The following is a 12073-nucleotide window of genomic DNA, read 5'->3' on the forward strand; positions in this document are numbered from 1 at the left end:
GTCGGGCCGGGGTGCGGCCCGGGTGCGGCCGGGTACGGCGAGGTGCGGCGGGAATGCGGCCTTGCTGCGGCCGGGGTGCGTACGCTTTCGGCCGCGGTACGCACCCCGGCCCACGGGCGGCGGTCCGGGAAGACGCCGCCCGGTCCTGGCCGGGGCGGAACCCCCGGGGTCAGGCCGCCGCGTTCCGGAACCGCGTGGTCCGGTGCACCGGGTCCGTGTCGATCTTCGGGATCACGTGCTCACCGATGAGCTTGATCGAGTTCATCGTGTCCTCGGGGCTGATCCCGATCGGCAGCCCGAAGCTCAGCTGGTCCGCGCCCGCCTGCTCCCACCGCTTGCACTGCCGCAGCACCTCGTCCGGGTCGCCGCAGATCATCAGCTCCTCCGCGATCAGCAGCTCGATGATCTCCTCGCTGTACTCGGGAAGCAGCTCGGGCCACTCGGGAATCCCCTCGGGCCGCGGGAACGTGTCGTGGTAGCGGAACAGCAGCGACTGGAGGTAGTTCAGCCCGCCGCCCACCGCGATCTCGACCGCCTTGGCGTGCGTCTCGGCACAGATCGCGGTCGAGGTGACCATCACGTTGTCGTTGACGAAGCCGCCGATCGGATCGGCGTCCTTGACCGCGTTCTTGTAGGACTCGACGACCCATTCCATGTCGGAGACCTTCTGCACGCTGAAGCCCAGCACGCCGAGCCCCTTCTTGCCCGCCATCGCGTACGAGGACGGCGACCCGGCCGCGTACCACATGGCCGGGTGCGACTTCCCGTACGGCTTGGGCAGGATCTTGCGGGGCGGCAGCGACCAGTGCTTGCCCTGGAAGCCGACGTACTCGTCCTGGAGCCACATCTTGGGGAACTCGGCGATGGTCTCTTCCCAGAGTTCCTTGGTGTGGTTCATGTCGGTGATGCCCGGCATGAACCCGAGGATCTCGTGGCTCCCGGCCCCGCGCCCGGACCCGAACTCGAAGCGGCCCTCGGAGAGGTGGTCGAGCATGGCGACCTTCTCGGCCACCTTCACCGGGTGGTTGACCGGCGCGAGCGGATTGAAGATGCCGGACCCCAGGTGGATCCGGTCGGTGGCGTGCGCGAGGTAGCCGAGGTAGACGTCGTTGGCGGAGAGGTGCGAGTACTCCTCCAGGAAGTGGTGCTCGGAGGCCCAGGCGTACTTGAAGCCGGACTTGTCCGCCTGGATGACGTACTCGGTCTCCTCGATCAGTGCCTTGTGCTCTGCCTCGGGGTCGACCTTGGCACGCGCGGCGGGCACGTACCCCTGAACAAAGAGCCCGAATTCCACGGAGGTTCACCGTCCTCAAGTATTTCTGACGCACCGTCAGATTGTGATGCGACCGACTGTTCCACCGACGCCCCGACCCGTCAATACCTGACGCTTCGTCAGAATCTTTGCCGGAAGGCCTGTCGGAGGGTTGGCCGGAAGGCCCATCGGAAGCCTTGCCGGAGGGCTTGTCAGAAGAGGCTGACGCCGGCCAGCCAGCCGCCGTCGATGACGAACGGCTGACCGGTGATGTACGAGGAATCGTCCGAGGTCAGGAACAGGGCGAGCGCCGCCACCTCCTCCGGCCGCCCGATCCGCCCGAGCGGCACGAGTTTCCTGTACAGCTCGGCGACGGCCGCCTTCGACTCCTCCGGGTCGGCGGACGGGTCCAGAGCCGCCGGATTGGTCATCGGGGTGTCCACGGCCCCCGGGCAGACGGCGTTGACCCGTATCCCCTTCGACGCCAGTTCCAGCGCCGCCACCTTGGTCAGCCCCAGCACCGCGTGCTTGGTGGCCGCGTAGGCGCCCACGAACGCCATGCCGGTGAGCCCGGTGTACGAGGCGGTGTTGACGATGGTGCCGCCGCCCGCCGCCCCGATCTCGGGCGCGACGGTCCTGATCCCCAGGAAGGCGCCGACCTGATTGACCTGGACCACCTGCTGGAATTCCTCCAGCGGCGTGGACACCAGCTCGTTGAAGCGCAGGATGCCCGCGTTGTTGACCAGCCCGTCGATCCTGCCGAACGCGTCCTTCGCCGCGGTGACGGCGGCCTGCCAGTCCTCCTCGCGGCTCACGTCCAGATGCGCGAACAGGGCCGTGTCCTCGCCCAGCTCCTTCGCCAGCGCCTCGCCCTGCTCGTCCAGGACATCGGCGATCACCACCCGCGCGCCTTCGGCCGCGAAGAGCCGCGCCTCCTGCTCGCCCTGCCCGCGCGCCGCACCCGTGATGATGACGACGCGTCCGTCCAGCTTGCCCATGACCGGTCTCCCTAGGTGTCGAGCAGCGGTGCGACCTCGGCGCCGAACGCCGCCATCTGGTCGAGGAGTTCACTTGTCGAGCGGCTTCGGAACCGCACCTGGATCTGATGCACGCCCATGTCCGCGTACGCCCGGAGCGACGCGGCGAGGGCCTCCGGCTTCCCGCTCAGCGTCCGCCGCCCCACGGACCACCCGGGCTCACCGACGTACAGCGGCTCGGTGATCGCCCCGACGACGAGCGGCTCCGTGACCCCGGCCTCGGCCCGCAGGGCGTGGACCCGGGCGATCTGCGTGGGCAGCACCTCCCGCGAGCCTCCCTGCGGCAGCCACCCGTCACCCCGCTCGGCGGCCCGGCGCATCGCGGCGGGCGAGGATCCGCCCACCCAGACGGGCACGCGCTCCTGGGCCGGACGCGGCAGCTGTCCCAGCCCCGCGAAGGAGAACCGCTCCCCCGCGAACTCCGGGTACTCCTCCGGCCCGAGCGCCGCCCGCAGCGCGTCGATGGTCTCGTCGAGCACGGCCCCGCGCCCGGTGAAGTCCGCGCCGAGCGCGTCGAACTCCTCCTGCACATGGCCGGCGCCGACCCCGAGGATCAGCCGGCCGCCGCTGAGGTGGTCGAGCGTGGCGTACTGCTTGGCGGTGACGAGCGGATGGCGCAGCCCGACGACGGCGACATGGCTCATGAGCAGCACACGTTCGGTGACCCCGGCGAGGAAGGAGAGGGTGGCGACGGGGTCGTACCAGACGGTGCTCATGGCCTCGGCGAGCCGTCGCGGGATGGCGACGTGGTCACAGCTCGCGAGGTAGGCGAAACCGCCGCGGTCGGCGGCGCGGGCGATCCGGGCGAGATCGGCGGGGGTCGCCGAGGCCTCCCAGGACTCCGCGTAGATGGTGCTCTGCGACTGGATCGGGAGCTGCATCCCGTACGACAGGGGCCCGGTGGGCTGTATCGGCACCGAACGGCCTCCTTTCCTTGAGGTCCGCCGGGTTCGCACCGCCTCTCCACCGGGGCCCACGGCGCCCCGCCGAAGTCCATCTGACGTAGCGTCACATACGAACCGGCGGGGCCATCGTCGTACCTGACGGTCCATCAGACAAGGGTCGTGCCGACGGGGATCGCACCGCCGGGCACCTCACCGGCCGGAGAACGGACGCGGACCCCTGCCCCGAGCGGGCCGGGTGGTCAGCCCAGCGGGGAGCGTGCGCGGCACCCGGCGCGCCCCTGCCTCCCCTCGCTCTCCCCCTGCTCCTGCTCCTGCCCCTGACCCTGACCCTGCTTCACGGTGAACCAGCACAGGACCGCGCACAGGAAGGCCGCCGCCGCGAAGACCAGCGATTGCGTGACGGAGTCGTCCCGCGCACCGGCGACGAGCGCCCCGGCCGCCGACAGCGCCAGGGCGACCGCCGGCAGCGCACGGGGGTGCCGCGCTGCGGGTGCGGCGACGGACGGCAGGAACCGGGCCGCCAGGCCGTAGCAGGCGCACGCCAGCAGCGTGGAGCCCAGTACGTCGCTGGGGCGGTGGTGGTAGGTGGCCTGGACGGCGCCCGCGGTGACGGCGAGCCACAGCATGCCGGCCGCCGTGACGTAGGGGCGGGTGCGGGGGGAAGCGATGGCTACGGCGCCGAGGACCAGCCCCGCGGGGACGGCCACGTGCCCGCTGGGGAAGCTCGCCTCGATGAGTGAGACGTGCGCGTCCACGAGATCGGGGCGGGGCAGGACCGTCCTGGTGAGTTCCTTGCTCCCGATCGTGGCCACGACGATCCCGATCGCCGCGCAGCCCTGCCACCAGCACCGCCGTACCACCGCGATGGCCGCGATGACCGCGAGGCCCACCAGCAGGGTGGGCAGCGCGGTGTGCTCCAGGGGCGGCAGGGCCGACGACCGGTAGGAGGCCCCCGACCAGTCGTAGATCCAGGCCGGTTCGGCACCGTTCTCGCCGAACAGGGCGTTCTCCGCCCGTTGTCCGAGCGGGGTGCAGACAGCGAGCAGGTAGACCGCCAGGAACCCCGCGAGGCACAGCGGAGCCGCGAGTCGCAGCCGTACCCTCCGCGCGGGGCCGGGTCCGGTCGTGGTGCCCGGGAGCCGGTCGGGGTCCTGGTGTGCGGGCGGGGTCGGGGGATCGTGCTGAGTCATTGTCATCTCTGTCGTGGGAGGCAGTCGCGGTCACGCGCCTCTTCGGGCGCGGGGTGGGCGGGCGGTCCGCTCGGCGGCCCACCGGGAATCCGGGCCCTCAGCCGAGGAGCGCCCGGCTCTGCCGGCGCTGGGCGGCGATCACCAGGGCCGGGAGGGGGGCGACGAGAAGAAGGAGCACGACCAGGTCCGGCAGGGACCCCATGAACCCGTTCGGCTGGACGACGATCGTCTGTGTGCGGATGAACGCGTACGCCGCGACGGGGATCAGCCACCGGTGGTCACCGGTGGCGGCCGTCGCCACCCACGCGGCGATCAGCGCGGCGACTTCGAGGGCGAACAGGCCGCGCTGGAAGGCCGGGCTGACCGAGGTGATGTGCAGGGACCCGGCCACGAACATGGCGAGCACGACAGGAACCAGCCGGCGGTACGAGTGACGCCGCAGCCGGCCGGGACGGCAGGCCGCCAACACGGCGCACGCGGCGCAGAGCGTCCCGGACAGCACCAGGTCGCGGGCCGTGATCGGGGCGCCCAGCCCGTAGTAGCCCAGGCCCGCCTTGCCCTCGTCGCCGAAGAACGTGCCGCTGGTGAACGTGGCACCGGCGTGGATCATCGTCGCTGCGGCCGGCAGGGCGATCCACGGCCTGCCCCGCAGCAGGGCGATCAGACAGACCAGCGGAAGCAGCCCGTAGGGCAGGAACCGAGTCCGCGTACCGGGACCTCGCGCCCACGGGTACCAGCCGGAGAAGTCGAAGGCGATGGCGTGCCGGCCGGGATCGGTGTGCAGCGCCCAGTGCCACACGTCCTGCAGGTACGGCACCAGCGCCAGCGCGGCGAGGACGAGGGCGGCCAGGTGGATGCCGTCCAGCCACCACGGCCGGGCCGTCTCGTCGACGACGGCACGGGCGCGGGCCCACACCCCGGCCCGCAGCACGGCGACGACCTCGCGCGGCGGGGGCCAGGACCGGCCGGGATACGCCTCGGACAGGCAGGCCAGCAATTCCTTTCCCTGCCGGGAGCGGTAGGGCTCGGGGTAGGCCACGAGCAGCAGACGGTTCACGCCGGGGCCGCCCCGGCATCCGGCGCGCGCCCGAGGACGACAGCCGCCGCCGACCGCATCCGCAGCGCCTCCCGGCCGAGCGCCTCGGTACCGTCCTCCGTGATCCGGTAGTAGCGCCGCGCCCGCCCGTCCACGATCTCCTCGTCACCGGCCGCCACCAGCCCGGCCCGCTCCAACCGCTCCAGCGCGCCGTAGAGGGTGCCGACAGCGATCCTGAGCCGCCCATCGGTGACCTGCTCGGCGGCCTTGATGATGCCGTAGCCGTGCAGCGGTCCGTCCATGAGCGCGGCGAGGATGAAGTACTGCGGTTCCGTCAAGGACGGGCTCTGTCGCGTCATGCGTCGAGTATATATCGAGCTACGAAGTATATCGGCGGCCAGGGCCGCTGCCCCAGCGCGCTTCACCATGGACCCGGCGCACGCTTCACCATGAGGCCGGCGCACGCTTCACCATGAGGCCGGCGCACGCTTCACCATGAGGCCGGCGCACGCTTCCGCGGGACTGCCGAGCGGCCATCGCGGCAATCCGCTCGCCCCGGTCACCCGCTGAAGGGATCCTGGGGACATGGAGTTTCTCTGCTACCACCGCGACCGGCCCGGATCCTCACCCCTGCGGGAAGAGCTGCTGGAAGAGCACTGGTCCTATATGGACGGGTACGCCAAGGAGATGATCGCCCGGGGGCCGACCCTCGCCGACGACGGCGAGACACCCACCGGAAGCGTGCACATCGTCGACCTGCCCGATGCCGCCGCAGCCCGCGCGTTCGCCTTCGACGAGCCGAACTACCAGGCCGGCGCCTACCGGGACGTACTGCTGCGGCGGTGGCGCAACTCCCTGGGGCGCACCATGTGGGACTTCCCCGGCGGCCCGGCCGACGGCAACCGGTACCTGGTGATCGGCCTCGGTACGGGCGAGGCCGCCGACCTCGCGGTGCCGCTCGACCGGGAGGGGCTGATCGCCTACGGGCCGCTGCTGTCGGACGACGGCGCCACCTGGCTGGGCACGGCGGTGCTGATCCGGGCGGCGGACCCGGAAACGGCACGCGCCGTCCTGACCCCGGACCGGTACGCCGGCATCGAGGTGCACAACTGGCAGTTCGGCGGACGGTCGTCCTGACCTGAGGACATCGGACCGCCGCCACCGCCCGTGGTCGCAGTCGTCAGCGGCTGACCGTGACCACGGTCAGCCCTGTCCCCCGTGCCAGCGGGCACAGGGCATGACCTCGAATCCCCGGCTGGGGAAGACGGTGTCCATGAAGAAATCGTGCATGGCCGCGTCACCGTCGGCGCAACCGTCCCGCAGCACGGTCACCCGGTAGTCGCGGTCCGCCGCGTCGTAACACGTCGCGGCCACCATCGCGCTGGTCGCGACTCCGGCGATCACGAGACCGCTGACGCCGCTCGCGCGGAGGACGAGGTCGAGATCCGTGCCGGCGAACGCGCTGGCGCGGCGTTTCAGCACGACGACGTCCTCGTCGGCGACCGGCAGGGCGATCCCGGTTCCGGTCGCCCCCTCGTGGAAGGCGTCCCCGGCTTCGTGGAACGACCTGAGCTGGGCGTTGCCCGGGGGCAGGTCGGCCCCGTTGGGCCGGAGGGCGAAGCGCACGAACACCACGAGGACGCCGGCCGCGCGGGCGCGCGGCAGCAGTTCGGTGAGCGGCGGCACCACACTCCTGGTGAACGGGTAGCCGCTCGTGATGCCCTGCTGGATGTCGCCAATGATCAGTGCGGTGGTCACGACAGACTCCCGTCCCGTCCTTCGGTGCGGCGCCCGGTGGACCGGCAAGGGCAACCGGCGCCATTCCGGCGGGCCTGGTACCAGTGATGGCCGACCGTGCGTGGGTGAAGCTACCAGTCGCGGCGCAGCGGCCGGAATGTCACGCCCTGGGGAGCGGGGGGGGCGGGCCTTCGCTCAGTCGATGTACGTGAACGGGGCGTCGGCCGTGTTGTCGGTGTCCACATCATCCACGCTCCAGGCACGGAACTTGGACTGCTCGAAACCGTTACCCCTGTCCTTGGGAACCCTCACCTCCGCGACGGAGCTCCCGTCGGGCCCGGCGGTCACATTGCGCAGTTCCACCTCCATCTGCGGACTGGTGTCCTGGAAGCTGATACGGACCTGCTCGCCGGGGGCGAAGCCACTGACCTTGAGCGTCACGACGGCCCCTTCGGCGGCCATGTCGGGAGAGGCGATCACCCGCGGAGGGGCGTCCGGCGTGGGCGTGTCCGCCGCCCCGCTCGGCAGCCTGTCGACCGGCGGGTCCGACGGGGCAGCGGACGCCTTCGGCCCACCGGGCGGGGCCGAGGCGGTCGCGGATGTCTCCGGCGAGACGGCGGACGACGGCACTTCCGGGCCGGAATCCCCACCGGATACCGCGACAGCGGCGATCACGGCGGCGGCAATCGTCGCCACCGCAGTGATCACGGCAGCGATGATCGGCACTCGGTGCCCCCCGCCCTGCGGGGGCGGCGGGTCAGAAGACGGGGTTGGAGACGGGGTTGGGGGCGGGGTTGGGGGCGAGGACGGAGTCGGGGACGGAGCCGGCGAATGGGGCGGTCGCGGCGGAGTCACGGGCGGCGGATCGGAGGGCCTGGGCGGGGTCGGGCGGTGCTGACCGCCTGGGTCGGACACGCTGGGTTCTCCTGCCGGCTCGCGTACATGGTGGAGCCGCTCAGGCTACAGACCGGGCCGTGTCACGTCCTGGCCAATTCCGCTCGCCGGAACCGTCGTTGATCCCGCCCGGGTGACCGGATCGCCAGGCCGTGACCACCGCGGAACAGCGACCCCGCACGCGGCCCGACCGGAGTCGCCGGCCGGGCGGCCGGGCGCCCGGAAGAGGTCCGGGTGGCGCCCACCGGTCCGGCCCAGGAGACCCGGGTCAGGGACCGGCCCGGGAGTCCCCGAGTCAGCCGCTCGCCCCGGGTCAGTCCGGCTTCTTCCATCTCGCCCGGTCCACCGGGTCCGAGCAGCGCGAGCACCAGTGACCGATCCCCTCGTGATACGTCCAGCCCAACTCCCTCACCCGCCCCACGGACGCCTGAGCCGTATGCATGAGGTGGCCCAGGAAGTCCTCCTCGATGGGCGGAGCCGGCTCGGCCACCACCAGGTCGAACATGGTGTGGGTGTCACAGTGCGGCCAGTCGCAGGCCAGATAGAAACGGACCGGTCCCGGCGCCTCGCCCTCGCTCGCCAGCGTCATGGGTGAACCCCTCTCTCCCGAGAGCGATGACGGCGGGGCAGGCGCACGGACCGAAGGCGTGGACCGACCCGGAGACCGCCGTACCTCGCTGTGTTGGCAGACATTCGGACGGTATCCGACATACGGCCCTACGGGAGGGCGCTTGCGCCCGCTTTCGGGCGCGCGGGATCAGAACCGGAGCGCGCCCCTCAGCCGACGCGCCGTACCCGCGTCACTGGCGCCCAACTCCTCTGGCTCAGGCACGCTTTCCGGTACGGAGACATCGACGGTGTCGCCCGTGCCACCCCCGGTGGCCAGGGCGGGAGAGGCTCGGGCCGGCGTCACAGGGGTAGGCGCGGATCCACCGGGCTCTCCCCGGTTCCACAGGCCTCAGTCGTCTTCGAGCAGCTCGCCGGCCGCCTCTGCGTACACGTCGAGAGCCCGGAGCACCGAGGGCTCGTCCCGGAAGCACGTGCGGGCCTCGCTCAGGAACTCCCGCATCTCGGACGCGTAGTGCTGACCGCCGATCTCGTCCTCATCGGGGAGCGACCAGCCCCTCCCCCGGGCACCGAGGAAGCCGTTCACCGCCGCCAGGGCGTGGATGTCGCGGGCCACCGCCGCGAGAGTGTCCCGATACAGCTCCCCGGGCTCCCGCGCGTCGCCGAAGACCTCCCTGAACCAGGCCTCGGGCGAATCCCCGCCCGGCGCGAACTCCCCTGCGGCCAGCGCGTTCCACACCGGTCGCGCGACGAGCGCGGAGAAGACACGGTGGCCGTACAGGGTCGCCGCCGGCCGCTCCTCGGACGAGTCGCTGACGTTCCGCTCGAAATAGCTCAGCAGGGAGTCGATGTCGCGCGGCGGATCGCCGTACGCGTCGGCGTACTCCTCGGCCATCACGAAGTCACCGCTCCAGGCACGACGGCAGAAGTACGCGAACACCGCGTCGCTGTTGGGGTCTCGCTTGATGCCGTCGATGGAACCGAGCCGGTTGTAGTTGCCGGTGATGCCGAGAGTGACCGGCCGGTACCCACCCTCGTTCGCCATAAGCCCGACGGCCACCGCGTCCGTACCGCGCAGGCTGACACCGGTGACGGCACAGCGAGAATCGTAGAAGCCCATGAACCGGATCCTATGCAGCCTCCGGCTCCACTTGGCGCGGCGCACGGATGCTCGCCCCGGCAGCCCGCGCCCGGCGGTCGATGCACGGCGACAGCCCTGCACTCGGCTCCGGACACGGACGACGACCTTCGCCCGATACGGAATCGCGCGCTCGTCACGAACAGGAGAAACGCCCCCTCCGGGACCGGTCGTTCTGGAAGCATCGGGCTCCACCTACCTCGGGAGTTCCCATGCGCGCCGTCCCTCTCGCGATCACCGTCGTCGCCGCCTTGGCGTTGGTCACGGGTTGCAGTTCGGGGCCTCCCGACAACGTGAAGGACTGGTACACGTCGGGCGGTGACAAACAGATCGAGCAGATGCGGGCGGACGCCGCGCGGGTCAACGAGGTCAGCATGGGGACCTTCGACCAGATGGGGCCTGCCTGTGAGGACCTGCTGAAGCATCTGCCCGCCGCCGAGGATCTGGACGCGATACCGGACAAGACCGCCCAGGTCCCCTGGGAAGCCGCCCTGAAGGCGCTTCGCAAGGGCGCGACCGAGTGCAAGGCCGGGGTGAAGGCGAAGGACGGCACGAAGACGTCCAGAGGCATCATGGCCGTCCAGATGGACGGGATTCCCAATCTGCGTGACACCGTCACAAGGATCAAGGCGGTGCTGGACTCGGAGTAGGAAGCAGGCAGCGCTGCGAACGGGCCTCGCCGCGAACGGGTCTCCCCGCGAACGGCCGGCCCTCGACCGGGGCCGCCCGGTCGTGCGGACCTACGCGGGCCGGGCCTCCGCCTTCGTGGCGGAGAGACCTGCGGCCGACTCCCACTCCTCGCGCTCCGGGCCGTCGAAGCCGGGTACGAAGTCCGGGTGCCGCTCCAGCCAGCGGGCCACGTGGGCCCGTACCTCCTCGGTCCCGTAGGCCTGCTCCTCCGTCAGTACGAGATGGCGGACCTGTGCCCGCGCCCGCATGACCACGGGGTCCTCCAGCGCGCAGGCGGCGCGGGCGGCCCGCTCGCGGGCGGCGCCGGTGGGGGGCTCCGGGGCGCGGGCTGCCGAGCTGCCGAGCTGGTCCGCACTGGCCAGGTCGGATGAGGCCTGGGTGTCGAACCACGGGCGCAACTCCCTTACGGTCCACCGGTGATACTCCTCGGTGAACGACACCGGGTCCCGCGCGGCGTCCTCGGCGTGGTGGGCGATCCACTGCCCTGCTCGCAGGCCCAGCGCCACCCCCTGCCCGAACGTGGGGTTGGTGTGCATGACCGAGTCCCCGACGCCGACGAGCCCGGCGACCACCGGGCCCGTCCCGTCCACGAGCGAGGTCCAGCGGTTGTCGAGGCCGCCCATCGCGAGGACGTCCGACAGCGCCTCGTGTTCCAGTGCCAGCCACGCGGCGACGGCGGGAAACGTCCTCGCGACCCTTTCGAACACGTCCGGGTCCTTCAGAACCGCCCGTGTCGGGTCCGCCGTGGACACCGTCAGTGACACCGCGAAGGTGCCGTTGTCCGAGGGGAAGACCCCGCCGACGGCGAAGGACGAGGCCGAACCGTTCATGATCCGCCCGGGATTCCTCGGCGCACCGGCGCGCAGCCGGTACCAGCGGCAGAAGTACGCGATGCCGATCCGCTGGTTCTCCACCACGGCCTCCCGGCAACCGCCCTCGGCGAGCCACCCGTTCACCCCGAGAACCGTTGTGCCGCAGGTCGCGGTCAAGGTGCGCCGGGTCACGGATCTGTCCCAGCGGGCGCCGGCCACGGGGGGACGGGGGGAAGGCGGGGGAACCGTTGTCCCGGCTGGCCCGGGGCGGGCTTCGGGCGGGGCGTGCCGGGTTCCGGCGCGTGCTGGATCTGGCTGTGCGTGTAACAGCCGTGTCCTAGGGGGTGGTTGGGCGGAACGGCAGGCGGGTCCCGATGGGTCTTGGTGATCAGAAACGCCCGCTCGTACCGGCCCGAAAGGCCCGAGCGAACGGGCGGCTGTCCAGCACTGCCGACCGATACCGGGGAAGAAACGATGCGCGTTCACAAGCTCACCTTCGCGGCCCTCGCCGTTGCCGCGAGCCTCTCGCTGACCGCCTGCCAGGGAGACGAGGACGGCACGGGACAGAGCGCCCCGTCGTCCGCGTCCAACGCGGCTTCTACGGGCGGCGGTTCGGGCTCGGGCGGTTCGGATCAGGGCGGCGCGGCGGACTCCGCCGGGAAGAGCTCCGGCGGGAAGAGCGCGGCCGGGGCCGGTGACAAGGCGGCCGACGGGACCGGGAAGTGCCGTACGGACGAGTTGGAGGTCACGGCGTCGGACCAGAGCATCAGTGACGAGTCCGAGGGCACCGTCGTGGTGGAGTTCAAGAACGGCGG

General features: G+C 71.5%; 13 protein-coding genes and 1 pseudogene. 3 read left to right on the forward strand and 11 right to left on the reverse strand.

The window, feature by feature from the left end; translation table 11 throughout:
• Positions 1–169: 169 nt before the first annotated feature.
• From ABT170_RS38775 to ABT170_RS38800, 6 genes are all read right to left on the reverse strand, one after another.
• Positions 170–1294, reverse strand: coding sequence for an LLM class flavin-dependent oxidoreductase (locus tag ABT170_RS38775; protein ID WP_329943910.1), 1125 nt, complete (start codon positions 1292–1294; stop codon positions 170–172).
• A 170-nt stretch (positions 1295–1464) separates the two neighbouring features.
• On the reverse strand, positions 1465–2250 hold the full coding sequence (locus ABT170_RS38780) for an SDR family NAD(P)-dependent oxidoreductase (protein ID WP_329943911.1): 786 nt from the start codon (positions 2248–2250) through the stop codon (positions 1465–1467).
• A gap of 11 nt (positions 2251–2261) precedes the next feature.
• Positions 2262–3206, reverse strand: coding sequence for an LLM class F420-dependent oxidoreductase (locus ABT170_RS38785; protein WP_329943912.1), 945 nt, complete (start codon positions 3204–3206; stop codon positions 2262–2264).
• A gap of 227 nt (positions 3207–3433) precedes the next feature.
• Positions 3434–4384 carry a phosphatase PAP2 family protein gene (locus tag ABT170_RS38790; protein ID WP_351875649.1) on the reverse strand — a complete coding sequence of 317 codons (951 nt, stop codon included), beginning with the start codon at positions 4382–4384 and terminating at the stop codon, positions 3434–3436.
• 97 nt (positions 4385–4481) lie between these two features.
• On the reverse strand, positions 4482–5441 hold the full coding sequence (locus ABT170_RS38795; protein WP_351875652.1) for a hypothetical protein: 960 nt from the start codon (positions 5439–5441) through the stop codon (positions 4482–4484).
• A complete protein-coding gene (locus ABT170_RS38800) occupies positions 5438–5779 on the reverse strand; it encodes a PadR family transcriptional regulator (protein WP_329943915.1) in 342 nt (113 codons plus the stop codon). The genes ABT170_RS38795 and ABT170_RS38800 overlap by 4 nt, the downstream gene beginning before the upstream one ends.
• 226 nt (positions 5780–6005) lie before the next feature.
• On the opposite strand from ABT170_RS38800, the gene ABT170_RS38805 reads away from it, so the two are divergent.
• Positions 6006–6557, forward strand: a complete 552-nt coding sequence (locus tag ABT170_RS38805) for a YciI family protein (RefSeq protein ID WP_351875655.1) — start codon at positions 6006–6008, stop codon at positions 6555–6557.
• 66 nt (positions 6558–6623) lie between these two features.
• Here the strand turns inward: ABT170_RS38805 and ABT170_RS38810 are convergent, their stop codons facing one another.
• The 4 genes from ABT170_RS38810 to ABT170_RS38825 form a co-directional block, all read right to left on the reverse strand.
• On the reverse strand, positions 6624–7178 hold the full coding sequence (locus ABT170_RS38810) for a cysteine hydrolase family protein (RefSeq protein ID WP_351875658.1): 555 nt from the start codon (positions 7176–7178) through the stop codon (positions 6624–6626).
• A gap of 174 nt (positions 7179–7352) precedes the next feature.
• Positions 7353–7865, reverse strand: a complete 513-nt coding sequence (locus ABT170_RS38815) for a hypothetical protein (RefSeq protein ID WP_351875661.1) — start codon at positions 7863–7865, stop codon at positions 7353–7355.
• Between the two features lie 499 nt (positions 7866–8364).
• Entirely contained in the window at positions 8365–8640 is a 276-nt protein-coding gene (locus ABT170_RS38820) for a hypothetical protein (protein ID WP_266922739.1), read from the reverse strand.
• Positions 8641–9009: 369 nt separating this feature from the next.
• Complete coding sequence (locus ABT170_RS38825) at positions 9010–9738, reverse strand: hypothetical protein (protein ID WP_351875664.1); 729 nt, start codon at positions 9736–9738, stop codon at positions 9010–9012.
• 230 nt (positions 9739–9968) lie between these two features.
• Here ABT170_RS38825 and ABT170_RS38830 point away from each other — a divergent pair, with 230 nt between their 5' ends.
• Positions 9969–10406 (forward strand): hypothetical protein, encoded by a 438-nt coding sequence (locus tag ABT170_RS38830; RefSeq protein ID WP_329943920.1) that lies wholly within the window; start codon positions 9969–9971, stop codon positions 10404–10406.
• A gap of 90 nt (positions 10407–10496) precedes the next feature.
• Here the strand turns inward: ABT170_RS38830 and ABT170_RS38835 are convergent, their stop codons facing one another.
• Complete coding sequence (locus ABT170_RS38835) at positions 10497–11402, reverse strand: NAD(P)/FAD-dependent oxidoreductase (RefSeq protein ID WP_351875667.1); 906 nt, start codon at positions 11400–11402, stop codon at positions 10497–10499.
• Positions 11403–11732: 330 nt separating this feature from the next.
• On the opposite strand from ABT170_RS38835, the pseudogene ABT170_RS38840 reads away from it, so the two are divergent.
• Positions 11733–12073: pseudogene (locus ABT170_RS38840) on the forward strand (DUF4232 domain-containing protein); the annotation flags it as partial.

Source organism: Streptomyces sp. NPDC001787 (assembly GCF_040297465.1).
Classification (GTDB): domain Bacteria; phylum Actinomycetota; class Actinomycetes; order Streptomycetales; family Streptomycetaceae; genus Streptomyces.